The 26,142-nt window shown below is 63.5% G+C and carries 23 protein-coding genes; 12 read left to right on the top strand and 11 right to left on the bottom strand.

The window, feature by feature from the left end; genetic code table 11:
• Nucleotides 1–56: 56 nt before the first annotated feature.
• The 3 genes from AB7531_RS35235 to AB7531_RS35225 all read right to left on the bottom strand — a co-directional run bounded on the left by AB7531_RS35235 (nucleotide 57) and on the right by AB7531_RS35225 (nucleotide 3,962).
• The gene (locus AB7531_RS35235; RefSeq protein WP_245328409.1) at nucleotides 57–1,403 is read right to left on the bottom strand and encodes a glycosyltransferase family 4 protein; all 1,347 of its coding nucleotides are present in this window, start codon (nucleotides 1,401–1,403) and stop codon (nucleotides 57–59) included.
• Nucleotides 1,286–2,578 (bottom strand): hypothetical protein, encoded by a 1,293-nt coding sequence (locus AB7531_RS35230; RefSeq protein ID WP_063979727.1) that lies wholly within the window; start codon nucleotides 2,576–2,578, stop codon nucleotides 1,286–1,288. The genes AB7531_RS35235 and AB7531_RS35230 overlap by 118 nt, the downstream gene beginning before the upstream one ends.
• A gap of 160 nt (nucleotides 2,579–2,738) precedes the next feature.
• Complete coding sequence (locus AB7531_RS35225; protein WP_245328408.1) at nucleotides 2,739–3,962, bottom strand: polysaccharide biosynthesis/export family protein; 1,224 nt, start codon at nucleotides 3,960–3,962, stop codon at nucleotides 2,739–2,741.
• 543 nt (nucleotides 3,963–4,505) lie between these two features.
• Between AB7531_RS35225 and AB7531_RS35220 the strand changes: the two genes are divergently transcribed.
• Entirely contained in the window at nucleotides 4,506–4,649 is a 144-nt protein-coding gene (locus AB7531_RS35220; RefSeq protein ID WP_441280241.1) for a hypothetical protein, read from the top strand.
• Between the two features lie 11 nt (nucleotides 4,650–4,660).
• On the opposite strand, the gene AB7531_RS35215 is transcribed toward AB7531_RS35220, so the two are convergent.
• Nucleotides 4,661–5,821: a glycosyltransferase gene (locus AB7531_RS35215; protein WP_081369340.1), complete on the bottom strand. Its 1,161-nt coding sequence runs from the start codon at nucleotides 5,819–5,821 to the stop codon at nucleotides 4,661–4,663.
• Nucleotides 5,822–5,919: 98 nt separating this feature from the next.
• On the bottom strand, nucleotides 5,920–7,035 hold the full coding sequence (locus AB7531_RS35210; protein ID WP_063979720.1) for a glycosyltransferase family 4 protein: 1,116 nt from the start codon (nucleotides 7,033–7,035) through the stop codon (nucleotides 5,920–5,922).
• 269 nt (nucleotides 7,036–7,304) lie between these two features.
• Here AB7531_RS35210 and AB7531_RS35205 point away from each other — a divergent pair, with 269 nt between their 5' ends.
• The 5 genes from AB7531_RS35205 (at nucleotide 7,305) to AB7531_RS35185 (ending at nucleotide 12,980) form a co-directional block, all read left to right on the top strand.
• Nucleotides 7,305–8,324: an NAD-dependent epimerase gene (locus tag AB7531_RS35205; RefSeq protein ID WP_038960118.1), complete on the top strand. Its 1,020-nt coding sequence runs from the start codon at nucleotides 7,305–7,307 to the stop codon at nucleotides 8,322–8,324.
• Between the two features lie 164 nt (nucleotides 8,325–8,488).
• Nucleotides 8,489–9,559 (top strand): GDP-mannose 4,6-dehydratase, encoded by a 1,071-nt coding sequence (gene gmd, locus AB7531_RS35200; protein WP_063979719.1) that lies wholly within the window; start codon nucleotides 8,489–8,491, stop codon nucleotides 9,557–9,559.
• Nucleotides 9,540–10,481: a GDP-L-fucose synthase gene (gene fcl, locus AB7531_RS35195; RefSeq protein WP_063979724.1), complete on the top strand. Its 942-nt coding sequence runs from the start codon at nucleotides 9,540–9,542 to the stop codon at nucleotides 10,479–10,481. Before gmd ends, fcl begins: the two co-directional genes overlap by 20 nt.
• Before the next feature lie 176 nt (nucleotides 10,482–10,657).
• On the top strand, nucleotides 10,658–11,971 hold the full coding sequence (locus tag AB7531_RS35190) for a UDP-glucose dehydrogenase family protein (protein WP_283018490.1): 1,314 nt from the start codon (nucleotides 10,658–10,660) through the stop codon (nucleotides 11,969–11,971).
• A gap of 124 nt (nucleotides 11,972–12,095) precedes the next feature.
• On the top strand, nucleotides 12,096–12,980 hold the full coding sequence (locus AB7531_RS35185) for an aldose 1-epimerase family protein (protein ID WP_063979737.1): 885 nt from the start codon (nucleotides 12,096–12,098) through the stop codon (nucleotides 12,978–12,980).
• A gap of 26 nt (nucleotides 12,981–13,006) precedes the next feature.
• Here AB7531_RS35185 and AB7531_RS35180 read toward each other — a convergent pair whose 3' ends face one another.
• Both AB7531_RS35180 and AB7531_RS35175 read right to left on the bottom strand, forming a co-directional pair.
• Entirely contained in the window at nucleotides 13,007–13,855 is an 849-nt protein-coding gene (locus tag AB7531_RS35180; protein ID WP_063979729.1) for an MBL fold metallo-hydrolase, read from the bottom strand.
• Nucleotides 13,856–13,966: 111 nt separating this feature from the next.
• Nucleotides 13,967–15,124, bottom strand: a complete 1,158-nt coding sequence (locus AB7531_RS35175) for an acyltransferase family protein (RefSeq protein WP_063979730.1) — start codon at nucleotides 15,122–15,124, stop codon at nucleotides 13,967–13,969.
• Between the two features lie 298 nt (nucleotides 15,125–15,422).
• Between AB7531_RS35175 and AB7531_RS35170 the strand changes: the two genes are divergently transcribed.
• On the top strand, nucleotides 15,423–16,238 hold the full coding sequence (locus AB7531_RS35170; protein WP_063979731.1) for a response regulator transcription factor: 816 nt from the start codon (nucleotides 15,423–15,425) through the stop codon (nucleotides 16,236–16,238).
• 34 nt (nucleotides 16,239–16,272) lie between these two features.
• Here the strand turns inward: AB7531_RS35170 and AB7531_RS35165 are convergent, their stop codons facing one another.
• Nucleotides 16,273–17,415 carry an alpha/beta hydrolase family protein gene (locus AB7531_RS35165; RefSeq protein ID WP_441280240.1) on the bottom strand — a complete coding sequence of 381 codons (1,143 nt, stop codon included), beginning with the start codon at nucleotides 17,413–17,415 and terminating at the stop codon, nucleotides 16,273–16,275.
• 146 nt (nucleotides 17,416–17,561) lie between these two features.
• Here AB7531_RS35165 and pgm point away from each other — a divergent pair, with 146 nt between their 5' ends.
• From pgm to AB7531_RS35140, 5 genes are all read left to right on the top strand, one after another.
• Nucleotides 17,562–19,208, top strand: a complete 1,647-nt coding sequence (gene pgm, locus AB7531_RS35160; RefSeq protein ID WP_231144337.1) for a phosphoglucomutase (alpha-D-glucose-1,6-bisphosphate-dependent) — start codon at nucleotides 17,562–17,564, stop codon at nucleotides 19,206–19,208.
• Between the two features lie 287 nt (nucleotides 19,209–19,495).
• Nucleotides 19,496–20,545 (top strand): aromatic ring-hydroxylating dioxygenase subunit alpha, encoded by a 1,050-nt coding sequence (locus AB7531_RS35155; protein WP_187387662.1) that lies wholly within the window; start codon nucleotides 19,496–19,498, stop codon nucleotides 20,543–20,545.
• Nucleotides 20,546–20,550: 5 nt separating this feature from the next.
• Nucleotides 20,551–21,312 carry a GntR family transcriptional regulator gene (locus AB7531_RS35150; RefSeq protein ID WP_063979735.1) on the top strand — a complete coding sequence of 254 codons (762 nt, stop codon included), beginning with the start codon at nucleotides 20,551–20,553 and terminating at the stop codon, nucleotides 21,310–21,312.
• A 10-nt stretch (nucleotides 21,313–21,322) separates the two neighbouring features.
• A complete protein-coding gene (locus AB7531_RS35145; RefSeq protein ID WP_063979736.1) occupies nucleotides 21,323–22,303 on the top strand; it encodes a PDR/VanB family oxidoreductase in 981 nt (326 codons plus the stop codon).
• 244 nt (nucleotides 22,304–22,547) lie between these two features.
• The gene (locus AB7531_RS35140; protein WP_063985218.1) at nucleotides 22,548–22,991 is read left to right on the top strand and encodes a DoxX family protein; all 444 of its coding nucleotides are present in this window, start codon (nucleotides 22,548–22,550) and stop codon (nucleotides 22,989–22,991) included.
• 6 nt (nucleotides 22,992–22,997) lie between these two features.
• On the opposite strand, the gene AB7531_RS35135 is transcribed toward AB7531_RS35140, so the two are convergent.
• From AB7531_RS35135 to AB7531_RS35125, 3 genes are all read right to left on the bottom strand, one after another.
• Complete coding sequence (locus AB7531_RS35135) at nucleotides 22,998–23,147, bottom strand: hypothetical protein (protein ID WP_166084486.1); 150 nt, start codon at nucleotides 23,145–23,147, stop codon at nucleotides 22,998–23,000.
• Nucleotides 23,148–23,439: 292 nt separating this feature from the next.
• Nucleotides 23,440–25,401, bottom strand: coding sequence for a putative bifunctional diguanylate cyclase/phosphodiesterase (locus tag AB7531_RS35130; RefSeq protein WP_063986643.1), 1,962 nt, complete (start codon nucleotides 25,399–25,401; stop codon nucleotides 23,440–23,442).
• Nucleotides 25,402–25,771: 370 nt separating this feature from the next.
• Nucleotides 25,772–26,137: a nuclear transport factor 2 family protein gene (locus AB7531_RS35125; protein ID WP_063985216.1), complete on the bottom strand. Its 366-nt coding sequence runs from the start codon at nucleotides 26,135–26,137 to the stop codon at nucleotides 25,772–25,774.
• Between the last annotated feature and the right edge of the window lie 5 nt (nucleotides 26,138–26,142).

Genomic DNA, 26,142 nt, shown 5'->3' with positions numbered 1-26,142 from the left:
GAAAAGGTCTGTCCAGCTATCCTGCCAAATGGCTTTGCTGAAATCTCCGTTTCGGCTTATTGCCGGTTGGTTCGATTGTTGTTCAAATAGACGTCCAAATATTGTCCTGTCACTGAATCCGCCGAAAACCTCTCGGCGAATCCTGGCTGCGGAGGCCGGGAGACTTTCCAGTGTGACCTTTCGTTGACGGCCTTCAGCATCAATTCTCCCAGTCGCCTATGATCGCTGGGCTCGTAGGACCCAACCATATTGGAAAACCCCGCGATCTCGGGAATCCCACCGGCCGTCGAGCAAATCGTCGCCCGGCCGGCGTTGATGCTTTCGATCAACGTGCGCGGCAGCGGCTCCGGCCAGACCGAACTCACCAGGCAGACGTCGATGCTGGCATAGAATTCAGCTGCCTTGGCAAAGCCAAGCCATTCGATCTTCTTTCCGCTGCGGCTTTTTAGCCCCCGCACGTAATCCTCAAGCCCTTTTCCTGCGATTTTCAGTTGCCAGCCCTCGTCGGGAAGCTGCTCGGCCGCCTTGAGGACTACCTCGATACCTTTTTCAGCCTCGAGCCGCCCGATGAACCCGAATATCAGATCATCCGAGCTCGAAGCTGGTGACGGCACCACGGAGCTTGGATCGGCGATGTTGAAGATGACGCGGCCATCGGTGCCGGGGAAATATTTCAGCCTGGTGTGCTGGTCGAGCACGAATTGGCTGTTCGAGACCACCGCATCGACCATACGCGAGGCCAGCAGATAAGGCGACGTCATGGCGGCGCAGACGGTGCAGCGCTGCGCGCATGTCGCATCGCCCCGAAACAGCGTCGAGCGTTTGCAGAGCAGGGAATAGTCGCGCAGGGTGTGCACGATCCTGATGCTGCGCCGCCTGGCTTCCGACCACAGCGAGACCGAGAAGCCCGTGAGGTTGTTGGTGTGGACGACGTCGGGCTTCTCGATCTCGAGAATTTCGGCGAACCGCGCCGCGGATTTGCGATTCCATGTGTCCTTGAGATGCCACTTCAGGCGCTGGACCGAGGAGGGCTTCCTGTCGTTGCCGAACGGCCAGTAATCGTTGTCTATCGGCACGCGGTATACGCGCACGCCCTTGAGTTCGTCGATCGTGCGTTCCTGCTTCTTCTGAAGGCAGACCACCGACACCTGATGGCCGCGCTGGACGAACGCCTCCGCGAGCAGCGACACAGACACTTCGGCGCCCCCGATGATCTCGGGCGGATAGAGCGTGTTAACGATCAGTATTTTCAAGGATAGCCTCGGATTAGCAGCCCGCCGCAGCGTCAGTTCGATGGCCGGATCTCGAAATCCGGCACGGCCGTGCCCTTGACGCTGACAAGCAACGGCGTTGTCGATAACGCCGTCCAGGCGCCGGCGGCAGGGCCCGGCGCTTGCTGACATACATATCTGATCTCGGCATTCGGTTCCGCATTTTTTAATCGAACTTCGAAGCGCTTCGACGCAGTCTCCGACCAAAGCGCGAGTTTCGTTTCCGATCCACTGTCACTGCGAATCTGCACGACGCCGGGCGCCGGCGTGGTTCGCGTTGCCTTCAAGCTGGTGCGGATGAAGGCCCAGCTTTCGCGAATGGAACACACGGCAGGCTTCGGCGAATTGTCGAAATGATAAATGCCGAAATTGTCCTCCAGTTCACCAGGCTTCGTCCCACTGTCCTTCAGCTCGTAGAGCCATATCCCCTTGAGCCAGGGACCGGCGGTCGAGGCCCAGAGGATGATCTGCGCCATGTTGTCGGCGGCAAGCTGCTCGGTCACGCCGCATTTCGCGCTTGGTGTCGGCCAGCCCGTTTCGGTCAGATAGATCGGATAGTCGGGATTGCCGGTCGCCTGTGCGACGCGTTGATGAAGATTTTGCAGCCGTTCGATCGCCTCGGCTGCGGTCCGCCCGGCCGGTGACAGGCAATGGTTGTAGATGTGAATGGACATCCCGTCCGCGATACGAAGCAGGTCGGTCTTCAGCAGGGCGTCGGTCCATTTCCAGCCGGGATCGTCGCCCAGCGCTCCGACCACGAAAGGCGCGGACGGCACCGCCTGCTTGACCGCGGGCTGCACCGATCGGGCGAGCGTCACATAATTTTCGACGGTGAACAGCGGCTCCGCGCGCGCTCTGAGATTGTACTCGTTCCACAACTCGAAGATCGGCTGCCGCGATGCGACCGCTTGCGCGGCTGCCGCGGCATAGGTGACGAATCTTTGGCGCGCTTCGTCGGTCGTCGGCGGATCGGAATTCGGGACGAGATGATGGCCGGTCCCGAGAATGAGCAGCGGGATTCCGACGCCGGACCTGATCTGGGTCTCGAGGCGGCCGTTCAGGGCATTGAAGCCGAGCCGCTTGCCGGGCAGCTCGAAATCCGACCAAGGGAAGTCGTCGCGGAACGAGGTGACCCCCAGCTCCTTCATCTGCTTGATGGCGGTCGCGGGCACATAGCCGCGGGCGCTGGTGACGCCGCCGAGGCCCTGGTGCGTGCCGACGCCCAGCAGGAAGCGCTGATCGAGCGGCTGCGCGTTCTGTGCGTCTGCAGGATATGAGAGGCCGGCCGCGACGCAGAGCCCGCACATCAACATCCGGAAACGACGCAGGGCGCGTTTCCTGTTTTGCTCGGTCACGCTCGTGTCCACTCCTGCTCGCGTCAACCCGACAAGGCTAATACTCTTCTGTGGCCCCAATGGGGTAGGGCCGCCTTGTCTGCACGCTCGTCATTGAGCGCGCTGAGTTGGGCTATTTGGAGTTCACGACCACCGAGCTGATGTTGTCCGCGTTGGCGGTTGCCGCGTTCAGCGGGGCCATGAGCTTGATGAATTCGATCGACGGCGATTCCGCCACCGAGATCACGTCGTGATCGCGCATCCTGAACGTATCCGCCTGGAACCAGCCGTCCGGCTTGCTCATGTCGAACTTGTAGACGGCAGGGACCGACTTGGTCGGGAACTGGGATACGGCGATGCCGATCCTCTCCAGCAGCGGCTTGGGCTCGAAACGGTAGACGTAGATCGACTTGGAGTCCGCACGGGCGCCGTCGAGACCGCCTGCCTTCGCGATGGCTTCAGCCAGCGACATGTTGTCGTTCTCGAACGTGAAACGACGGTTGTTGGTGCCGCCGATCGATCCCGGAGACGGCGTCGAACCGAACACCATGTAGACGCGCGGAATGCGGGTCAAGAAGACGACGTCGCCTGGAGCGAGCAGCGCGTCCTCGTTGGGGTTGTGCACGACCGAGGACATCGTCTCGCTGTAGGTGCGGCCCTCGCGCTTGATCGTGATCGTGCTCTCGTAGGACGGATATTTCGGGCCGCCGGCGCGCGCGATCGCGCCCATCAGGCGAATCCCGCCCGGATCGACCGGGAAGCGGAGCGGCGAGTTGACTTCGCCGAGCACGCTGATCTGGTTGCCGCGCTGTTCCGCCACGCTCACGACGGCCTGCGGGTCGATGGCGCGGTCCTTGAGACGCTCGCGGATGATGTTCGACACGGCGCGCGGCGTCAGCCCTGCGACCTTGATCGATCCGGCGTAGGGGATGTTGATGTTGCCGGACTGGTCGACCTGCTGGCGCGGAATGTCGACGAAGTTGCCCGGCCGCACGCCTGCTTCGCGCGGAATGAACAGGCCGCCTGCCTGCGCTTCATACACGGTCACGGTGACGATGTCGCCGATGCCGATGGTGACGTCGCGGTAGTTGCCGCCGGGAAGGCGGGAGAACACCATTCCGGCGGAGTCCGTGAACGCGTTGGTCGCCTGCAGGATCGCCGGATTGACCGGCATCAGGGCATAGGCCAGCGGCGCGCTCGGCTCGGTGATCAGCGCCGCATTTGTTTGCGTTGCGACGGCATCAGGAGCGTCTAACGGAATGAAGCTACCGCAACCCGCCAAGGAGAAGCTGATCGCAGCAACGGCCAGGATTCGGCTAATACCGAAATCAAAATCAAAACGTTCGGTCTTAGCCACCACTATTCCCTCGCACTCATCTAAAATCGGAATCACCGTACAAATCCCGTGCTGCGGAGTCACTGCTACGTCTTCGACTTTATGGTAAAGCACTTGTGGCTGTGACCTTATTGCCACTTGTGAACGTGGATACACGCCGAAATCTCTGTCCAAAATTTGTGCGGAACATCCTCTTAAATAAGCAGTTCGCAAACCATACATACACGTGTCAGATCGATGTCACGATTGAGACTGCGATCGAACCAATGAGCAGCGTGCGGCGACGGACATGCAGATGCGACGGCATTGTCGCGAGATGACATCGCCATAAACTTCAAGTGTTGGATCCCGTCCTGAGTGATTCTGCGTTGTGTTTTCGTCGTCCTGCGGCGGGCATCGCGCCCGAGCGGACGTTCTCGCCGGGGCATCGGACCAATGTTTCTGCGACGGGATTCCACCTCCGTTAACGCTTAGATTTGGAAGCTGGCGTCACGCTGGCGTCCGTAAGGTCTTCCTAATCCTGATCCGGCTAGTGGTCGGCCAAACAAAAGGAAGGCGAAGACGATGTTGCACACCGGATCACTGCTGTTCGCGGCCCGCTTTCTCACCTGCGCGATGATCGTCGCATCGGCCATTGCTTGGTCGTTCTCCGATAAACGCGTGAATGACGGCGAGTTCGCGCAGGGCGATGCCCGCCGGCTGGCCTGATCAGCCGGTCGCTACGATCGCAGATTGTTCGGGAAATCGGACTGCAACTTCGCCTGCTGCCCGGATTCGCTCATCCGCACATGCACGACGTCGGCATAAACCTGACTGAGCGTGCGGTGGGTCTGTTCGATGTCGTAGAGGCGGGTGAAACGCTCATATCCGGCACGGCCGACCGCAGCCAGGTCGAGCCTGGTTGCGCGTTGGAAACCTTCAACCAGCTTTTCGGCCGAGACTTCGTCGCACAGCACGCCCGTCGCATTGTCTTCGACGATTTCGGGCAGGGCGCCGATGCGGAAGGCAATGATCGGCTTGGCCGCCCGCATCGCCTCGATTGCGACCAGGCCAAACGCCTCCCAGCGCGAGGGAATCGCGACCATGTCGGCCTGGTCGAGCTCGGCCTCGATCTGGTTGCGGTTCATCCAGCCCAGAAAAGAGACGTTGGCGGGCAGATCGCTTCTGCGGAATTTGCTGACGACCGAGGCGCCGATCAGGCGCACGTCGAGCTTGTCTCCGAGTGCGCGCGCCGCCTCGATCAGGAGATCGTAGCCCTTCTGACGGTCGAGGCGCCCGATGAAGAGGACCTTGATCTTCTCCGACCGCCATTGCGCTGCGCCCTTGTCGAGCGCAGGACGCTGCTTGGAAATCCCGTTGTGCACAAGAACCAGGCGATTCGCCGCGATTCCGACCTGCTTGGCGTCGGCCTGCTCGCTTTCCGAGATGCAGACGATGCGATGGGTGAATTTCGACAGCACGAGCTCGGTGAACTTCGTCACCTCGCGGCTGAGGCGGCCGGTTTCGCGGCCGAAGGCCCAGCCGTGCGGGCAATAGACGATGCGCGAGCGCCGATAGGTGAGCCAGAGCACCGGGCGCACCACGAGCCCGGCGAACGACGAGTGCAGGTGGATGACGTCAGGACGAAGCTGCCGGACCGCGCGCATGGTTGCAAACAGCATGCGAAACAGGCCGACCGCGTTGCGTCCGTCGCGCGGAAACGTGGTGACCGCGTCGTCCTCGATGTTCACCAGGTCGCTGCGATGGTCGGAGGGAACGACATAGTTGACGTTGCCGGGGCCGAAGCTCGCGCTCTGGTGCGGATGCAGCTCGTTGAGGTAGGTCGCGATGCCGCCACGGACCGTTTCGGCGACATGCAGAATCTTCAGGCCGCTGGACAACGGTCATTCCTTCCTTGTCTTGAAGGCGCCAGATACTGGAGACGCCGGATCTTGCAGGCGCACGTCTAACCTCGCTAAGCAGCAATAATCGGGCCGCGTCATTGTTTCGCACGGTCGGATGTGGATCGGGATGCCGGTTTGGCGAGGAATTCGAGCATCGCTGCGGCGGACTTGGCCCAGGAATATGTCATAAGGCGCTGCCGCTGCTTCTCCTGTTCCGCCGGCGATATCCTGCCGAGTTCAATTCTTTCGCGCATCCGCGCCGACAGCTCGTCCGCGTCGAGCGGATCGAAATAGACGGCGGCATCGTTGCAGGTCTCGCGCACGGCATCGGCGGAACTCGCGATCACCGGACAGGCGAAGAACATCGCCTCAAGGGGAGGCACGCCGAATCCCTCATAAAGGCTCGGAAACACGAACGCGGCGGCCTGGGAGAACAGCGCGGCAATCTCCTCGTCCTTCAGGCGCCCGGCGATGACAACGCCGGACCTCGATTCCGTGGCCGCGCCTCCGAACACTTTGCTGTTATCGCCTCCGACCACGACCAGCGGAAAGTCGGCGCGGCCAAGCTGCTCGGCGGCGCGAATGGCCGTATCGACATTCTTGTTCTTCGTCATCGAGCCGACGAAGAGGAAGAATTGATGGGGCGCAAGACGCAGCTTGTCGATGATCGAGAAGTCGGGCGCGACGGTCGCAAAATGTTCCGCGCTGTTCGCAATGACGGGGATCGAAGCCGGATCCAGCGACAGCACCTCGGCAAGTTCGTTGCGTGAAAACGCCGAAACTGTTGCGATCGTTGCCGTGCGCGCCAGCAGATGGCCGAGCGTCCGGTGCAGGGCGAGGTAGCGCCAGCTGAAGAAGTCCGGCCGCCGGAAAACCTGCGCGTCGTGAATCACGACGAGATGGTCGCGGTGGAGTACGGGGCCGGAATTGGCGAGACTGACGAGACGGGTGCCGGCCGCGGCGCGCGCCAGATCGATCTGGTCCCACGCGTGCCCCTGCAAAGATCCGATCTGCTTGATGGCGATGCGGCGAAGACCTGGAAGCGTCTGCGCATTCGGCGGCGCAAGGATTTGCCACTCTGCATCCAGCAGTTGTCGCGGGGCCTCTCCGCTCGCGAGCAAGCGGTCCATCGCCTTGACGATCTCGGCGGCGTAGCGCTGCACGCCCGTGAGCGATTGTGACAGGAACCTGCCGTTGATGGAGAGTTTCAAAGTCGATCTTTTTCTTTGCGGGTTCTTGCGCGAACAATGCTCGAAGACTGAGCATCAGGCGCCGAATATACGTTCTATGACGTCTAGCACATGTGGCGCTATCGTCCGAGCATCCTTGCAGGCGGATAGCATGCGATCGTGCATGACGCCATCATGTTTCCTACACATTTCGATGCGCTTACATGGGCCGACTGATTTGATGATTGTCGTGACTGTCCAAACCTTGCCTCTCATGTCCTGGTCTGGCAATGCTCCGCGGAATGAACGAGATGACAACTTTGCGGCCAGTGATCGTTACCGGTGCTGCCGGCTTTATCGGAATGCATGTTTGTGAACGGCTGTTGGCACGTGGCGAGCAGGTCGTCGGCATCGATGCAATCACTCCGTATTACGATCCCGCGCTGAAGCGTGCGCGTCTCGCAACGCTCGAACACCATCCAGGGTTCAAATTCCACAAGATCGATCTCGCAGACTTCGCCGCAGTGACGCGCGTCTTCGACGAGGTCTCGCCCGATCGCGTCGTGCATCTGGCGGCGCAGCCCGGCGTGCGCGCGTCGATCGACGATCCCATCACCAGCATCCGGGCCAATTGTGACGGCTTTGTCACCGTGCTCGAAGCCGGCCGGCGCCATGGTCTGGCGCATCTCGTCTACGCCTCGTCGAGTTCGGTGTATGGCGCCAACCGCACCTTGCCGTATTCGACCGAGCATTCGGTGAACCATCCGGTCAGCCTTTACGCCGCAAGCAAGAAAGCCAACGAGCTGATGGCGCATACCTTTGCGCATGTTCACAAGCTGCCGGTGACCGGGCTTCGCTTCTTCACCGTCTACGGCCCGTGGGGCCGGCCCGACATGGCCGCCTATCTGTTCACGCGCGCGATCTTCGCGAATGAGCCGATCAGGATTTTCAATAAAGGCGACATGTGGCGCGACTTCACCTATGTCGACGACATCGTCGAAGGGGTGATCCGCACCCTCGATCGGCCCGCGGCGCCGAATCCCGCGTGGAATGCCGAGCGGCCGGAAAATTCGTCGAGCTATGCGCCGTATCGCGTCTACAACATCGGCAACAACAGGTCGGTCAACCTGATGGAGTTCGTCGAGACGCTCGAGAAGATCATCGGCAAGCCGGCGATCCGTCAGCTGTTGCCGATGCAGGCCGGCGACGTCCTGGAGACGCGCGCCGACATTTCCGCGCTCCAGCGCGACGTCGGCTTCTCGCCGTCCACGTCGATCGCGGATGGCCTCGGCCGCTTCGTCGAATGGTATCGGAAGTACCACGGCGTCTGATCCCGCGGGCGACGGCACCTGCGTGTCGCCCGGGAATGCCGGCTCTTAAGCCGGTTCTTGCGCTGGTTCTTGCGCTTTTGACCGCCGGCGGCCTTGTCAGCGGGCGCGAACGGTGGTTATCCCGTCCCTCTGAACCTCTTTGACCCCGAACCAGGCGCGGGCCCATGGCTGAGCGGATCGCTCTCATCACCGGCGTGACCGGTCAGGACGGCGCCTATCTCGCCGAATATTTGCTGTCGCTCGGCTATGTCGTGCACGGCATCAAGCGGCGCTCGTCCTCGTTCAACACCGCGCGCGTCGATCACCTCTACCAGGACCCGCATGTCGGCAACGTGCCGTTCCTGATGCATTACGGCGACATGACGGACTCGACCAATCTGATCCGTCTGGTGCAGCAGATCCGGCCGACCGAGATCTACAATCTCGCAGCTCAAAGCCACGTCGCCGTCAGCTTCGAGAGCCCGGAATACACCGCCAACGCCGACGCCATCGGCGTGCTGCGCCTGTTGGAAGCGATCCGCATCCTCGGCATGGAGAAGGAGACGCGGTTCTACCAGGCCTCGACCTCCGAGCTCTACGGCCTGGTGCAGGAGATCCCGCAGAAGGAGACGACGCCGTTCTATCCGCGCTCGCCCTATGGCGTCGCCAAGCTCTACGGCTACTGGATCACGGTGAACTACCGCGAAGCCTACGGCATGTTCGCCAGCAACGGCATCCTGTTCAACCACGAGAGTCCGATCCGCGGCGAGACCTTTGTGACCCGCAAGATCACCCGCGGCGTCGCGCGTATCGAGGTCGGGTTGGAACAGACGCTCTATCTCGGCAATCTCGAAGCCAAGCGCGACTGGGGCCATGCCAGGGACTATGTCGAGGGCATGCACAGGATCCTGCAGGCCGACAAGCCCGACGACTTCGTGCTTGCCACCGGCGAGATGCGCTCGGTGCGCGAGATGGTCGAGCTGTCCTTTGCCCATGTCGGCCGCCGCATCGCATGGCGCGGCAAGGGCGTCGAGGAGACCGGCGTCGATGAGACGAGCGGCAAGCCCGTGGTGAAGATCGATCCGACCTATTTCCGTCCGACCGAGGTCGATCTCCTCGTCGGCGACGCCAGCAAGGCGCGCGAGGTGCTCGGCTGGACGCCGAAGCGCAGCTTCGCCCAGCTCGTCGAGGAGATGATGGCAAGCGACCTGGCGGAGGCAAAGCGGGATGCGGCCAGTGGCAAACGCACCGTTTGAGCTGAGGGGAAAGACCGTCTATGTCGCCGGCCATCGCGGCATGGTCGGAGCCGCGCTGGTGCGCCGGCTGGCGCGGGAGGACGTCAACCTCGTCACGGTCGACCGGCGCGAGGTCGATCTCTGCAACCAGGCCGCCGTGTTCGACTGGTTCGTGAAAGCGCGGCCGCAAGTGATCTTCCTCGCCGCGGCCAAGGTCGGCGGCATCGTCGCCAACAACACGCTGCGTGCCGAGTTCATCTACGACAACATCGCGATTGCCGCGAACGTGATCCAGGCCGCGCATCTCAACGGCGCCGAGAAGCTGATGTTTCTGGGCTCGTCCTGCATCTATCCGAAGCTGGCGCCGCAGCCCTTGCGCGAGGATTCGGTGCTATCAGGCCCGCTGGAGCCGACCAATGAGCCCTATGCGATCGCCAAGATCGCCGGCATCAAGATGGCGGAGGCCTATCGCAGCCAGTATGGCAGCGACTTCATCAGCGTGATGCCGACCAATCTGTACGGTCCCGGCGACAATTATCACCCTGAATTGAGCCACGTCGTCGCCGCCCTGATCCGGCGTTTCCATGAGGCAAAAGTCGCAGGCGCAAAGAGCGTCATCGTGTGGGGCACCGGCACGCCGCGGCGCGAGTTCCTCTATGTCGACGACATGGCGGATGCCTGCGTGCACCTGATGAAGACCTATTCGAGCGCGGAGCTGGTCAACATCGGCACCGGCGAGGACATCACCATCGCCGAGTTCGCGCGGGTCGTGGCCGACATCGTCGGTTACGGCGGCGAGATCGGCTTCGACACCTCGCGTCCCGATGGCACGCCGCGCAAGCTGCTCGACGTCAGCCGTCTCGCCAAGCTCGGCTGGCGCGCCACGACCTCGCTCGAGGACGGCGTGAGACGCGCTTACGCGGCGTATCTGTCGCATACGTAGAATGCAACCAATGCATGTCGCGTATTTCAGGAGATGACCGCAACGCCTGTCACGCGCGGCGGTTAAGGTTTATTCGGTTCGCGAAGCAACCTGCCCTAATGTTGGGCGTGCGGCCGGATACAGAAATGGTCTAGGGTGTTCAGTGGAACATCCGTCTTCAACGGAAAGAGTTTTTCATGCGAATCGCGATGATCGGAACGGGCTATGTGGGACTGGTGTCCGGAGCCTGCTTTGCGGATTTCGGTCACGACGTCACCTGCGTCGACAAGGACGAGAAGAAGATCGCGGCGCTTCATCGCGGCGAGATTCCGATTTACGAGCCTGGGCTCGACGAGCTGGTCGCGACCAATGTGAAGGCCAAGCGGCTCGACTTCACCACCGATTTGTCGAAGCCGGTCGCGGACGCCGATGCCGTCTTCATCGCGGTCGGCACCCCCTCGCGCCGCGGCGACGGTCACGCCGATCTGTCCTATGTCTACGCCGCCGCGCGCGAGATCGCGCAGTCGCTGTCGGGCTTCACCGTCGTCGTGACCAAGTCCACCGTCCCGGTCGGCACCGGCGACGAGGTCGAGCGCATCATCCGCGAGACCAACCCCGCGGCCGACGTCGTCGTCGCCTCCAACCCCGAATTCCTGCGCGAGGGCGCGGCGATCCGCGACTTCAAGTATCCCGACCGCGTCGTCGTCGGCACCGCCGACGAGCGCGGCCGCAAGGTGATGGGCGACGTCTATCGCCCGCTGTCGCTGAACCAGGCCCCGCTGATGTTCACGGCGCGCCGCACCGCCGAGATGATCAAATACGCCGCGAACGCGTTCCTCGCGACCAAGATCACCTTCATCAACGAGATCGCGGACCTCTCGGAAAAGGTCGGCGCCAACGTCCAGGAGGTCGCGCGCGGCATTGGCCTGGACAACCGCATCGGCACCAAGTTCCTGCACGCGGGTCCCGGCTTCGGCGGCTCCTGCTTCCCGAAGGACACCAAGGCGCTGATCAAGATCGCGCAGGACTATGACGTGAGCTTGCGCATCGTCGAATCCGTGCTGGCCGTCAACGAGAACCGCAAGCGCGCGATGGCGCGCAAGGTCAGCCAGGCGCTCGGCGGTAGCTTGCGCGGCAAGACCATCGCCGTGCTCGGCCTCACCTTCAAGCCCGATACCGACGACATGCGCGATGCGCCGTCGATTCCGCTCGTCACCGGCCTGATCGACATGGGCGCGACGGTCAAGGCCTTCGATCCCGTCGGCATGGAACAGGCCAAGGGTGAGTTGCCGAACATCACCTATTGCGAGGACGCCTATTCCTGCGCGCAAGGCGCCGATGCGCTCGTCATCGTCACCGAATGGGTGCAGTTCCGCGCGCTCGATCTCGGCCGGCTGAAGGCGGCCATGACCCAGCCCGTCGTGGTCGATCTCCGCAACATCTACCCGCCCGAAGAGATGCGAGCCGCCGGCTTCACCTACGAGAGCATCGGGCGATCGTCCCAGGCTTAAGCCAGTCGTTTGAAGTTCGGCTTCGCCCGCCTCATCCTGGGGCGGGCGAAATCGTTTCTGATGCGATATGATCCGGTCGCATCAGGTCGCCGCGTTTGGCCTCGTTGCCGCGATGGAGATTGTCATGACCGACGACACGCACACGATCCGAAGTGGCGGGCTCACCGCGACCATCAAGGCACACGGCGCCGAGCTGTGCTCGTTGAAGGACGGCAGCGGTGTCGAATTTGTCTGGCAGGCGGGGCCGGCCTGGCCACGCCACGCGCCGCTGCTGTTTCCGATCGTCGGGCGTCTCGCCAATGACGAAATGCGGCACCGGGGCAAGACCTACCGGATGACCCAGCACGGTTTTGCGCGCGACAGCCGGTTCGCGTGGGTAGAGCGCGGCGAGAACCGTTGCGCGCTGGCGCTCGAAGACAGCGAGACAACGCGCGCGCTCTATCCGTTCGCATTTCGCCTGACGGCCACCTACGCGATCGACGACGCTGGTCTCGATCTCTCGCTCACGGTCGTGAACACCGGCAAGGAGACATTGCCGGTGTCGCTCGGTGGCCATCCCGCCTTCAACTGGCCGCTTCAGCCTGGAATGTCGAAGGAGAGCTACGCGCTGACGTTCACGAACGAGGAGCCGTCTCCGGTTCGCCGTGTCGAGGGCGGACTCCTGCTCGCGGCAACGGATCCGAGCCCCGTCAGAGGCACCGTGCTTCCTTTGTCGGAATCCCTGTTCACCAATGACGCCGTCATCCTCGACCCCGTCAACAGCCATGCGGTCCGCTATGCGGCCGGGCAGGGGGCCGGGCCCTGGCTCAAAATGTCATGGCGCGGCTTTCGCGAACTCGGCGTCTGGTCGAAACCGACAGGCGCGCCGTTTCTCTGCATCGAGCCCTGGCGCGGCTATGCCAGTCCCGTCGGTTTCGAAGGCGAGTTCAGCGACAAGCCGGGTCTGATGCACATTGCGGCCGGCGCGAACGAAGAACTGTCGTACCGGATCGAGGTCGGGTCGTCCTGAGGCAGGCCTTCGCGTGCCTGTGGCTCTCAGACCTCGATCCGCGTGAGGTCCTCGCCGAGCACGACGGGACCTGCGTAGTCTCGGCGGACGTCCGCGAGCAACGCGTTCAGCATGGAATCGTCAGTGCGCGGCCGGTGATGGGTCAGCGCGAGCTTCTTGACGCCGGCCTTGGCGGCAACCTTGCCGACCGTATCGCCGCAGGCGAGCGTATATTTCGCGAGCCGGCGGAAGTGGTCGTTGGTGATCTCAGGCGTCGCGAGAAAGCAGCACTGGACCAGCAGGTCGGCTCCCTGTGCCAGCCGCTCGAGACCGGGGCAGGGGACCGTGTCGCCGGAGATCGCTATGACCTTGCCCTCGGCTTCGAAGCGGAAGCCGAGACACATCCAGCGCGCGAGAAACGCCGGCGACATGTCGAGACCGTCGCCATGTGAAACGAGCTCGGCGCTGATCTTCCAGCGACCGGTGTCGAGGACGGGGCCGGGAATGATGTCCGTCGCGACGACCGGCTTCCATCCCCCAAAGGTCGGCTCGCCCTGATCCCGCCAGGCGATGTCCTTGTCGTAGACCTGTGTGATCAGCGTGTTGACGAGCCGTTCGGTATCGGGCGGACCGTAGATGCGCAGATCGTCCTTGCGCCCATGCATCCACGAATTCAACATCACATCGTAGAGGTCGCCGATGTGGTCGAAGTGGTGATGGGTGAGAAAGACCGTGTTGATGGCGCCGAGCGGCACGCCGGCCTTGTGGAGCTGCACCATGACGCCGCGGCCCGCGTCGAACAGGATATTCTCCTCGCCAAGCCTGATCAGCGTGGTCGTCGCCATGCGGCGCGGGTCCGGGCGTGGGCCGCCGGTGCCGAGCAGTATGACTTCCATGGCGCCTACTCCAGCGTGAAGCCGGTCGACCTGATCACGCCGCCCCGGCGTGTCTGAAGATCTTTCGTGGCGTACTGTAGATTCGAAGGCGTCAGCTAGACAAGTCGCGCGTCAGTGCAGACCGGCCACAGTGGCAGCAATGGTTGGCCGGATCGTCGAGCGGCCCGATCCCGTGGACGTCAGGCGATGCGCAAAATCCTGCGCGCGCCGTTCGACCAGATGCCAGGTCGCGCGTGCGACGAGATAGCTGAGCGCGGCGATGACGGCATAGGCGATCAGCAGCGAGACCAGTCCGTCCGTAAGCGGCCAGATCTGGCGCAGGCCGTAGATCACCGCGAAGTGCGACAGGTACATCGAATAGGAGTTGCGGCCGAGCGCCTCGATCGGCCGGCAGCGGATCGCGAGGCGGATGCAACCTGCAACCAGCGCGCCGAGCACGAGGTTGATCATCAAATAGTTGAATTCATGCGAGTCGGTGGCGCGATCGGCGATGAAGGACAGCGCGATGAAGGCGGCGAAGATCGCGGCGTCCGACTTCGCAAAGCCGTCGCGCAGCGAGAAGAACAGCGCGCAGCCCACGAGGAAGACCGGCAACTGGTTCAGGAAGCTGATGTGCAGCGCATTCCAGACGAAGGCCTCGTGGCCGGGCCCGTAATGGGCCGAGAACAGTGCGAACGCCCAAGGCTTGAACAGGCAGACATTGACGAGATGCAGCGCGATCGCGAGCGCGAGATAGAGGTGGCGGCGAGATCCGAAGGCCGTGATCACGAAGGGGAAGACGAGATAGAACGTCATTTCCGCCGCAATCGACCAGTCGCCCGGCACGACGCTGTTGACGCTGTCCGGCCAGAAGCCGTGCAGGAACGTCGCGGTCAGGATCACCTGGAGCGGTCCGATGCCGTTGGGCGCGTTGTAGCTGGGACCCGTGCCGTTGACGGCGAGGTAAACCGGGATCGCGAGCCAGAACAGCGGCGCGATGCGCAGGAAGCGCCGGATGTAGAATTTGCGCGTCGGGTCGGTTTCGGTGCGCTGCGTCCACATCAGGCACATCGTCATGGCGCTGACGAAGTAGAACACGTTGACGCCGGTCCAGCCGCACATGAAGGCGAAGTCGACGGCGTGGATCTTTGAAGGAAAGGATTGTGAAACGTGGATCGCCATCACGCCGACGATGGCGAGGCCGCGCAGGACGTCGAGCGTGTGAGAACGGCCGAAAGGCGTTGCACCTTGCTCGGTTCGTTCGGCGGCCAACCGGGCCTGCCCCTGCATCACGCCTGCTCCGTGGTTTCGCATCTGCAAGCGGAGACCATAGAGGCGCGGCCGGCTGTTTCGAAGCCGAAGCCTTTCTTTACGTTAACCAGCGGTTGAGTCCGATGCCGAATGTACGGGATCGGCGGTGTCGAGGGCCCCGGTCGGCGCTCGCACGCGCCACGCCGGCATGATGATGCGCGCGATGAGAATTGTGGGGCAATTCATACTTAATACGCCAATACCATGACCAATATTGTTCGGGCAGCACAACACGCCTAGTATTCCAGCAGGCAAATTTCGGGGGCTCGAATAAGTCGTGAATGTTCGTTCACAGGACAGTGCGCTGCGCGACGACTTGAACTTTCAAGCCGCGCCACAAGCACACAGGACATCCAACAACGTGGTTGATTCCGCACGTCAGGAATTGAGGCCTGCCGGCCGCGAGCGGCTGATCGTCGTCGAAGACGATCCCGTGACGCGGACGATGCTGGTCGGCTATTTCAGCGAGAACAATTTCGACGTGGTCGGCGCCGGCTCCTGCGCGGAATGCCGCCAGGCGCTGCGCTCGCGCACGGATCTCGTCTTCCTCGACGTGCAGTTGCCTGACGGCGACGGCTTCGAGCTCGCCAAGGAGATCCAGGCGACCAGCAACGCGGGCATCATCTTCGTGACGCGCCGCGACACCGACGTCGATCGCATCCTCGGGCTCGAGATCGCCGGCGACCATTACGTCACCAAGCCGATCAATCTGCGCGACCTGCTCGCGCGCGCGCGCAGCGTGCTGCGGCGGCGCTCGATCGACCGCAAGGCGGCGCGCAACCACAATTCGATCGCCTTCGGCGACTGGATCATCGACCTGACCCGGCGCGAGCTGCTCGGCAGCGACGGCAAGCCGGTGGCGTTGACGCGCGCCGAGTTCGACCTGCTCGCGGCGCTGGTCGGCGCCGACGGCCGGCCGCTCAGCCGCGACTATCTGATCGAGGTCGTCAGCAACCGCCAGGCCGAGGTCGACATCCGCACGGTGGATGCGCTGGTGGCGCGGCTGCGGCGCAAGCTCGTCGGCAGCGGCACGCCCGTGATCGCGACCGTCACCGGCGTCGGCTACAAACTCGCGCTCAGCGAGCGGCTCTAGCCTCAACCGTCGAAAGATCCGATCACCCTCGCGCCTATCGCGCGCGGGCGCTCTGATCCGTCGATGTCCTTTGCGCCGCCCCGGCCAGCTGGTCATCGACCGCATACAGCGTGCAGGTCGGCGACCATTTCATGCAGGCGCTAAGCGAATCGCGCCGGGCGTCGTCGGCGGTGGTGCGGCCCGAACGCCAGCCGTAACCGCCGTTCGGCGACACCGCAAAAGCCTTGTGCGGCATGGTGCTGGCGAGATAGCGGGAGAATTCGGCGCGCGCGGCCTCGTTGAGCTGGCCCGGCGGCGGCAGCGGATCGGGAAGGCTCAGGATGTCATGGCCGAGCCCGCGCTCGCGCAGGAAGGCGTCGAGATAGGGCGTCCATTGCGGGCGGCCCACCACCGAATAGAGATAGTGGCCGTCATCGCCGTAAGGCGGCGCCGCAATGAATTTCGCGTGACCGCCATTGCCGCGAAATCCGTCATAGAGGCGGCGCGCGAGATCGGGACCGAAGAACGAATCGTTGGCCGCATAGACCCACAGCATCGGCACGCGCGAGGTTTTGCCGAACGTGGCGAAGGCCTGCACCAGCCCGTCCTCGTTGCAGACGTCGTCGTCATCGCGCGAGCCGCGGCCGCCGGCAAAGCTGATCGCGGCGACGAGACCACTCGGTGCCTGCGCGGTCAGCGCGACGGTGGCGAGCCCGCCGGCGGAATGGCCGGCCGCGATCATGCCCGATGTCGTGACGTCGGCCCTGCGACCCATCGCGTCGATCGCCGCGCGCAAATCCGCGACCGCAACCGCCGCCGCCGGCAGATAGGCGGCATTGGCGCAGCCGCCGACGCTGTCGACGCGTCCGCTGGGCGAGGTGCCGTAGCCGCGCCGCATCACGATCAGCGCGGCAAAGCCGCGCCGGGCATATTCGAGCGCGATCCCGTAATATTTGTGCGCCGACATGGTCGCGCGGTCGTCGAAACTGCGCGGCGAGCCGTGGTTGAGCAGCGCGAGCGGATAGCGCTTCGTTCCGGCCGGCCGGACCAGAAAGGCCTCCAGCCCCTGCGGCCCGGCCCCCGCCATCGGAATGCGCAGGTCTTCCGTGTAGAACTCCGCGGCCGTCGCATTGGTCACGATGCCAGCGGTCGCAAGCCAGGCCATCAGCACAACCAAGAGCCTGTGAAACAGCGTCATGCCCCGACTCGAAAAAGCCCCGATTTGAAAGACCATAGCATGATCTCGGGAACGGCCAGCCCGCCGCGCGTGTTGTGCCCTTGGCGGGGGTCCGGCCGATGCTATGGTACTCCACAAACTCTGCACGACAGGACGAGGATATTTCAGTGGCTGATGTTCATCCCGCGGCGGGCAAGCTGGTCTCGCCGGACGCGCTCACCAACGTTCCGCGGCTGGTGACGGCCTATTTCGCCGGCAAGCCCGATGTCGGCGATCCCGCGCAGCGGGTGGCGTTCGGAACCTCCGGCCATCGCGGCACGTCGTTCAAGAACAGCTTCAACGAGGGCCACATCCTCGCGACCACGCAGGCGATTTGTGACTACAGAACAGAAAAGGGCCTGACCGGCCCGCTCTTCATCGGCATCGACACCCATGCGCTGGCCGAGCCCGCGCTGGTCAGCGCCGTCGAGGTGTTCGCCGCCAACGGCGTCGACATCATGATCGACAAGGACGGCGGCTACAGCCCGACGCCTGTCATCTCGCACGCGATCCTGACCTACAACAAGGGCCGAACTAGCGGCCTTGCCGACGGCGTCGTCGTCACGCCCTCGCACAATCCCCCCGAGGACGGCGGCTACAAATACAATCCGCCGCATGGCGGCCCGGCCGACACCGACGCGACCTCCGTCGTCGAGAAGCGCGCCAACGCCTATCTCGCCGAAGGCCTCAAGGGCGTGAAGCGTATCGACTACGCCAAGGCGCGCAAATCCGCGAACGTGCACGCCTACGACTTCATCACGCCCTACGTTGCCGATCTCGGCAATGTCGTCGATCTCGATCTCGTCAAATCCGCCGGCATCAATATCGGCATCGATCCGCTCGGCGGCGCCGCCGTGCATTACTGGCATCCGATCATCGAGCGCTACGGCCTGAAGGCCACCGTCGTGAACGAGGCGATCGATCCGACCTTCCGCTTCATGACCGTCGACTGGGACGGCAAGATCCGCATGGATTGCTCCTCGCCCTACGCGATGGCGAGCCTGATCGCGATGCGCGACCGCTTCGACGTCGCCTTTGCCAACGACACCGATGCCGACCGCCACGGCATCGTGACGCGCACCGGCGGCCTGATGAATCCGAACCATTATCTGGCGACCGCGATCTCCTATCTGTTCGCGAACCGCCCGAACTGGGGCAAGGATGCCGCGATCGGCAAGACCGTGGTGTCGAGCTCGATCATCGACCGCGTCGCCAAGAAGCTCGGCCGCAGGCTGGTCGAGACGCCGGTCGGCTTCAAATGGTTCGTCGACGGCCTCCTCACGGGCGGCTTCGGCTTCGGCGGCGAGGAGAGTGCAGGGGCCTCGTTCCTGCGCCGCGACGGCGGGGTGTGGACCACCGACAAGGACGGCATCATCCTCGGCCTGCTCGCAGCCGAGATCATGGCGAAGACCGGCCGCGACCCCAGCCAGCTCTTCAACGACCTCACCGCGGAGCTCGGCGTGCCGCACTATGCGCGCATCGACGTCGCCGCCACCGCGCCCCAGAAGAACATCCTCAAGTCCGTCACGCCCGAGCAGCTCGGCCTCAAGGACCTCGCCGGCGATCCTGTCCGCGCCACGCTGAGCAAGGCGCCGGGCAACGGCCAGCCGTTCGGCGGCATCAAGGTCGAGACCGATTTCGGCTGGTTCGCCGCAAGGCCGTCGGGGACCGAGGACGTCTACAAGATCTACGCGGAAAGTTTCCGCAGCACCGAGCACCTGAAGCGGATTCAGGAAGAGGCCCAGGCAGGGCTGAAGAAGGTGTTCGGGGCGTAGGGCACTGAGCCCAGTACGACTCTTCGGTTGCTGCTCCGAGGAAGTGTTTGCCGCATTCTCCGCTGTCATCACCAGCGAAAGCGGGTGATCCAGTACGCCGCCGCCGTGCCGTGATGCGGAGAAGCCGCGGCGTACTGGATTCCCCTCCTTCGGGGAATGACATGTGGGTAGAATTGTATACACCATCTGGATAATAGGTATCCAAATACGCCATATTTAGCCTTGAACGATTCTATCCCTCCGCTATTGTATACATAAAGCATACACAAGCCTTGGGAGAGCGACCCGTGACAAAACCCTTCCCGATGAACGCGTGGTACGCCGCGGCCTGGGACGCTGACGTCAAGCCGGCGCTGTTGCCGCGGACGATCTGCGGCAAGCATGTCGTGATGTACCGCAAGGCCGATGGCTCGGTGGCCGCGCTGGAGGATGCCTGCTGGCACCGTCTGGTGCCGCTGTCCAAGGGCCGGCTGGAAGGCGACACCGTCGTCTGCGGCTATCACGGCCTGAAATACAATGCGCAGGGGCGCTGCACCTTCATGCCCTCGCAGGAGACCATCAATCCGTCGGCCTGCGTCCGCGCTTATCCCGTGGTCGAGCGTCATCGTTACATCTGGCTCTGGATGGGCGATCCCGCGCTGGCCGATCCCGCGCTGGTGCCGGACATGCACTGGAATCACGATCCGGCCTGGGCCGGCGATGGCAAGACCATCCGCGTCAATTGCGACTACCGCCTCGTGCTCGACAATCTCATGGACCTCACCCACGAGACCTTTGTGCACGGCTCCTCGATCGGCAATGATGCGGTGGCCGAAGCGCCGTTCGACGTCACCCATGGCGAGAAGACGGTGACGGTGACGCGCTGGATGCGCGGCATCGAGGCGCCGCCGTTCTGGGCCAAGCAGCTCGGCAAGCCCGGCCTCGTCGACCGCTGGCAGATCATCCGCTTCGAAGCCCCGTGCACGATCGCGATCGATGTCGGCGTGGCGCCGACAGGCACGGGCGCGCCGGAAGGCGACCGCTCGCAGGGCGTCAACGGTTTCGTGCTCAACACCATCACGCCGGAGACCGAGAAGACCTGCCACTATTTCTGGGCGTTCGTCCGCAACTATCAGATCGGCGAGCAGCGCATCACCACCGAGATCCGCGAGGGTGTCTCCGGGATCTTCCACGAGGACGAGCTGATCCTCGAGGCGCAGCAGCGCGCCATGGACGAGAACCCCGATCGGATCTTCTACAACCTCAACATCGACGCCGGTGCGATGTGGACGCGCAAGCTGATCGACAGGATGGTGGCGAAGGAAAGCGCGCCGCAGCAGCTCCAGGCCGCGGAGTAGGCCAGGTGAAACCAGCGCCTGAGCGAGAGGTCGACCGCTCCGTCTCGCAGACCGTGAAGGCGCAGCTCGCGCTGCGCGACCAGATCCTGTCGGGTCGCTTACGGCCCGGCGAGCGCATCTCCGAGCTGCAGGCGGTGGAGACGACCGGCGCCTCGCGCACGCCGGTGCGCATGGCGCTGGTGCGGCTGGAGGAGGAAGGCCTGCTGGAGGCGATTCCCTCCGGCGGCTTCATGGTGAAGGCGTTTTCCGAGCGCGACATCTCCGATTCCATCGAGCTGCGCGGCACGCTCGAAGGGCTCGCCGCGCGCTTCGCAGCCGAGCGCGGCGTTTCCGCGCGCGAGCTCGAGCCGTTGAAGGAGTGTTTGGCCGCGATTGACGAGTTGCTGCGCCAGGTGCCGATCTCGGTCGACGCGTTCTCATCCTATGTCACGCTGAACGCGCGCTTCCACGCACTGCTCACGGAATTGTCGCGCAGCCCGCCGCTGATCCGGCAGATCGACCGCGCCTCGGCGCTGCCGTTCGCCTCGCCCAGCGGTTTCGTGATGGCGCAATCGGCGCTGCCCGAGGCGCAGCAGATTCTGATCATCGGGCAGGAGCACCATCGCGTCGTGATCGACGCCATCGAGAACCGCGAAGGCGCCCGCGCCGAGGCCGTGATGCGCGAGCACGCGCGCCTCGCAGTGCGAAACCTGCGGCTTGCGCTGCGCAACCGCACCCATCTCGACCTCTTGCCGGCGCTCGCGCTGATCAGGACCGCAACCGACTAGGGCAATCGCCATGCGCTTCATCGAAACCTGGATTCCGGCAACGCTGGTCGCGACGCGCGATCTTGCGCCGGGCATCCGCGAATTCCTGATCCTGCCGGATCAGTTCGACGGCACGGCCTATCCGGTCGGCAGCCACATCAATATCAGCGTGACCATCGACGGCCTGCCGGAGACGCGATCCTATTCGCTGGTCGGCGAGGCGTCCTCGCGCGGCTTGCGGATCGCGGTGCGCCGTGCCGAGGATTCCCGCGGCGGCTCGCGCTATATGTGGCAGCTCGCACCCGGCGCTCGGCTCGACATCACCCGGCCGGCTTCGCTGCTCGCGGTCGACTGGGCCCGCGAAAACTATTGCCTGATCGCCGGCGGCATAGGCATCACGCCGATCCTTGGCGCCGCTCAGGCGCTGGCGCGTCGCGGCGCTGACGTCACGCTGCATTATGCCGTGCGCTCGCGCACCGATGCCGCCTACCTCGACGATCTCGCCAAAATGCTCGGTGAGCGCCTGGTCGTTCACGCGAGCGACGAGGGCCGGCGGCTCGACCTCGATGCGCTGTTCGGATCATTGCCGCAAGGTGCGCTGGCGCTGTTCTGCGGTCCGATGCGGATGCTGGATGCCGCGCGGCACGCCTGGATCGGCGCCGGCCATCCGCTTCCCGATCTCCGCTACGAGACCTTCGGCTCCAGCGGCACGCTGCCGACCGAGACGTTTCGCGTGCGCCTGAAGGGGACCGATGTCGAGCTCGAAATCCCGCGCGAGCGCTCGATGCTTGATGTGCTCAATGCCAGCGGCCACGACGTGATGTACGATTGCAAGCGCGGCGAATGCGGCCTGTGCGCCATCGACGTGGTCGAGGTCGACGGCGAGATCGACCATCGCGACGTCTTCTTCAGCGATCACCAGAAGCAAAGCAACCAGAAGATCTGCGCCTGCGTCTCCCGCGCCCGCGGTACCATCACCGTGGACACGCTGCTGCGGGCGGATGCGGTCTGACCGGGGCTGGAAGGCGTACTCGGAAACCGCGATCAGCCTGAAAGCTCGCGCATCCGCCCTACTTTCGGAGCGGGCGGGTGCAGGTCGTCCTGGCGAGGCAGCTAAGGGCGGTGACGAAGCGGGCTTCGTTTGCAGCGCCAACGGGCCGGTAAGAGCGCTTCGTGCGGTCCATCAATCATGATAGGTTTGCTCTCGCAGTAAAAGTGTTCAGCCGGTCTTGGACAGCAAGGGTGGAGATTCTGCCATGAAATCCAATTCTGTCTCGCTGGCAGTCGATGAGTTCGCCAAAGGGCGAGCTGACGCGCTGATTTTAATCGGCCGCATTCTCCTCGCGTGGGTATTCGTCGGAAGCGCGTATGGAGCAATATCCAACTTCAGCGGCTCTGTGGGTTATTTCAGGTCCCTGAACCTTCCAGCACCTGAGCTGTTCACGATGACGAACATCGTACTGGAGGTATTGATATCCGTCGGTTTGATATTGGGCGTCGGTACGCGCTACTGCGCAATTCTGACGTTTGTGTTCGTATTGGCGGCAACGGCTATTGCGCACCGCTACTGGGAGTATCCCGCGGGTGCGCAGCAGATCGGTCAATACAACCACTTCTTGAAGAATGTCTCGATCATGGGAGGCGCGATGTTGATCTTCGTCACCGGGGCGGGCCGGTTCAGTTTCGATCGGGCATCGTAGCCGAGATCACTTCAAGTCGGGCTTGAAAGCTTCCTCTATCGCGCGGCGGATGCTCTTTGAGAGCTGCTTCAGGGTCTTGCTCACGAGGGCGAAGAGAAGCATCAACCATGTCGCAAGCGCGGCACACCACAGCACGACTTCAAATATCTCAGGCATGATGATGCCCCTCAAAATAATTACTTTGAAATGAGGCAAGTGTTGCTTAATGGGGCCGACACGGCAAGCCGTCTTGAGAGTGGTAGCGCGCCGAAACACTCGGAAACGCCCTCAAAACAGCGGGCAGCCTTAGGTCAGGGATGCAGACCAACCCTATGACCGCGAAGACTGGCGCGGGATGCAGAACTGCCTGGCAGCGATTCATTTGCGAAGGGTGGCTTGAAGAAATTCTGCCCTGCGCGAGTCTGCTTCACCCCTGGAAGCGGACCGCCTCACATTTGCGAGTATTTCCCTACGCCGCGTAAGTCGCCCGCAGCTTCTTCGTGTTCAACAGCGCCAGAACGCCATCGGCCGACACCGGCCGGCTGATCAGATAGCCCTGCGCTTCGTCGCAACCGAACTGGCGCAGAAACTCGAGCTGGTCGGCGGTCTCGACGCCTTCCGCAACCACGCCGATGCGCAGGTCGCGCGCCAGCGAGATCACCGACTTCACGATCGCGGCGCAGTCGGGCTGCACCAGCATGTCGCGGATGAAGGACTGGTCGATCTTGATACGGCTGAACGGCAGCTTGCGCAGATAGGTGAGGGAGGAGAAGCCGGTGCCGAAATCGTCCAGCGCCACCGTGATGCCGAGCTCGAGCAGCGCGTTCAGGATCGACGCCGCGGAGCCATATTTCGACAGCAGCATCGATTCCGTGATCTCGACCTCGAGCCGGTGCGGGGCGACCTTCGCGTCCGCGAGCGCCTGCACGATGGTCTGGAGGATGCCGGTGCTGTGAAACTGCGCGGCGGAGAAGTTCACGGCGACCCTGATGTCCTCGGGCCAGTCCGAAAGCGTTGCGCAGGCGCGCCGGATCACCCATTCGCCGATCTCGTGGATCAGCCCGGTCTCCTCGGCGATCGGGATGAATTCGCTCGGCGGTACCAGTCCGCGCCGGGGATGCTGCCAGCGCAGCAGCGCCTCGAAGCCGGTGATGCGGTTCTCGCCGAGATCGAGGAACGGCTGGAACACCAGGAACAGCTCGTCCCTGGCGATGGCGCCTTCGAGGTCCGCTTGCAGCGCCTTGCGATCGCGTGACACCCTTTCATCGGCTTCCTCGAAGAAGCAGACCGTGCCGGGGCCGGCTTTCTTGGCGCGATACAGTGCGGCGTCGGCATTCTTCATGATGTCGAGCTGCGTGGTGCCGTCGCGCGGCGCCAGCACGATGCCGACGCTGGTCGCGCCGACGATCTGGCGGCCCTCGAACTGGAACGGTTCGTCGAAGGCCGCGACGAAGCGTTCGGCGATCTCGAGCGCATCCTCCGGCCGCGCCAGATTGGCCATCACCAGCGCGAACTCGTCGCCGCCGATTCGCGCGACGTGCTCGGCGGCGCGCGTGCAGCGTTGCAGCCGGCTTGTGACCTGCAACAGGAATTCGTCGCCCGCGGGGTGGCCGAACTTGTCGTTGACCTCCTTGAAGCGGTCGAGGTCGAGCAGGAGCACCGCGAATTCCTCGCCGGACAGGGCCATCCGCCGCAGCGCGGCTTCGAGCGTCTCGTTGAAGGCGAAGCGGTTGGGCAACAGCGTGAGGGGATCCTGCCGGACCGTGCGCTCGGCCTCGATCTGCCGGATCACGCGTCGCGCGAACGCGAATGAATTGACGAACACCGCGCGCAGCAGCACGCTGCCGTAAACCACCACCAGGATGGCCATCAGCACATAGGCGGGATCGCCGTCGCGGCCGAGGCAGATGGCGATGCCGACGAAGATGGGGCTGGTGAAGGCGATGGCCGCAATCGGGATCGTGGCGAAGGCAAGCGCGCCGCCGGCCAGCATTCCCGAGCAAAGGCAGGTGATGACGAGCTGGCCGCCGGTCGCGGCATTCGCGAAGAAGGCGACCGGGACGATGCCCCAGGCAACGCCGAGCACGAAGGCGTTGCGCACCAGCCGATGCATCGCCCGGCGCGAAACGAATTGCGGTTTTGTGATCCGGCGCGAGGCGTGGGATTGCAGGCCGAACGCAATCGCGGCGCCGGCCACGATCGCGGCCCAGGCCAGTGCAAACTTCCAGTCCGGCGAATGCCAGAGCGCGATGGCGAGCACGGCCGCGTTGCAGGCATTGGCAAGCATGATGCCGACGGAGTAGCCGAGCACCAGTGACATCTGATCGGCGCGGATATGTCCGGCGACGGCTTCGTCGGTTGCAGGACCGCCAAAGGTCGACAGATCGCCGGCGAACAGCCGTGCGAAATAGCTGGTCGTTTGAGTCCGCATTCCAGGGCCTAGCAGCATGGGCCGTTTGTCCGGCTCGATCAGGAGGATTCGCTGCAAACCTTTGACGAAATATGAATTATCCCCGCTGGCCACGATCGCCATGGCCACTTCTGCGTGTTCAAGCGAGGGTATCGATAACAAATCGATACAAATGCGGCGCCCCGCGTTACGGTTGTAACAGTGGGCCGATTGCAGAACGCGCTCGGCCTTCATGGTTCGAGACGCGCCGCAAGGCGGCGCTCCTCACCATGAGGGTCCAAGATGTTGCCGCGGAGCAGACCTCATCCTGAGGAGCCCGCTGAAGGCGGGCGTCTCGAAGGATGGCCGCGAGGAGGCTGCCAACCCGATCTGTTGCCAAATGTGCCGAACGTCACCGCCCGAGCTGCTTCGGATCATAGTAGAACCGCTCCTCGACCAGCTTGTCGCCCTGCCAGGTCTGCCACGCGATCTCATCCAGTGTTCGGGTGGCGCCTTCGGCATTGGTGAAGCTGAACCGCCAGCGTGTCGCGACAGTGTCGCCCTCGATCAGGCTCGGCCCGATGCGGACGGCCTTCACCTCCCTGGATGCCGCGAGCACGCCGCGCTCCTTGGCGACGAGCTTGTCGCGGCCAACCGTCGGGGCGGCGTTGTTCTCATAGGTCGCGGCATCGGACGTGTAGTACTGCTCGATCGCTTCGACAAACTCCCCATCCTCCAACCGCTTCGCAAAAGCTTCGACGACGTCACGGCTCGGCATGGCGC

Source organism: Bradyrhizobium sp. 63_E2_N1_3 (genome assembly GCF_052076005.1).
GTDB classification, from domain to species: domain Bacteria; phylum Pseudomonadota; class Alphaproteobacteria; order Rhizobiales; family Xanthobacteraceae; genus Bradyrhizobium; species Bradyrhizobium barranii.
Note: the sequence above shows the minus strand (reverse complement) of the source record. Positions and strands in the feature narration are given on the sequence as shown.

Bases quoted from the DNA above. Each gene is read 5' to 3' on its own strand.
- AB7531_RS35235 (WP_245328409.1), bottom strand. From the start codon at position 1,403: ATGTCAGCAAGCGCCGGGCCCTGCCGCCGGCGCCTGGACGGCGTTATC.
- AB7531_RS35230 (WP_063979727.1), bottom strand. From the start codon at position 2,578: ATGTGCGGGCTCTGCGTCGCGGCCGGCCTCTCATATCCTGCAGACGCA.
- AB7531_RS35220 (WP_441280241.1), top strand. From the start codon at position 4,506: ATGTTGCACACCGGATCACTGCTGTTCGCGGCCCGCTTTCTCACCTGC.
- AB7531_RS35205 (WP_038960118.1), top strand. From the start codon at position 7,305: ATGACAACTTTGCGGCCAGTGATCGTTACCGGTGCTGCCGGCTTTATC.
- gmd (WP_063979719.1), top strand. From the start codon at position 8,489: ATGGCTGAGCGGATCGCTCTCATCACCGGCGTGACCGGTCAGGACGGC.
- AB7531_RS35190 (WP_283018490.1), top strand. From the start codon at position 10,658: ATGCGAATCGCGATGATCGGAACGGGCTATGTGGGACTGGTGTCCGGA.
- AB7531_RS35185 (WP_063979737.1), top strand. From the start codon at position 12,096: ATGACCGACGACACGCACACGATCCGAAGTGGCGGGCTCACCGCGACC.
- AB7531_RS35180 (WP_063979729.1), bottom strand. From the start codon at position 13,855: ATGGAAGTCATACTGCTCGGCACCGGCGGCCCACGCCCGGACCCGCGC.
- AB7531_RS35175 (WP_063979730.1), bottom strand. From the start codon at position 15,124: ATGCAGGGGCAGGCCCGGTTGGCCGCCGAACGAACCGAGCAAGGTGCA.
- AB7531_RS35165 (WP_441280240.1), bottom strand. From the start codon at position 17,415: ATGACGCTGTTTCACAGGCTCTTGGTTGTGCTGATGGCCTGGCTTGCG.
- AB7531_RS35145 (WP_063979736.1), top strand. From the start codon at position 21,323: ATGCGCTTCATCGAAACCTGGATTCCGGCAACGCTGGTCGCGACGCGC.
- AB7531_RS35140 (WP_063985218.1), top strand. From the start codon at position 22,548: ATGAAATCCAATTCTGTCTCGCTGGCAGTCGATGAGTTCGCCAAAGGG.
- AB7531_RS35135 (WP_166084486.1), bottom strand. From the start codon at position 23,147: ATGCCTGAGATATTTGAAGTCGTGCTGTGGTGTGCCGCGCTTGCGACA.
- AB7531_RS35130 (WP_063986643.1), bottom strand. From the start codon at position 25,401: ATGCGGACTCAAACGACCAGCTATTTCGCACGGCTGTTCGCCGGCGAT.
- AB7531_RS35125 (WP_063985216.1), bottom strand. From the start codon at position 26,137: ATGCCGAGCCGTGACGTCGTCGAAGCTTTTGCGAAGCGGTTGGAGGAT.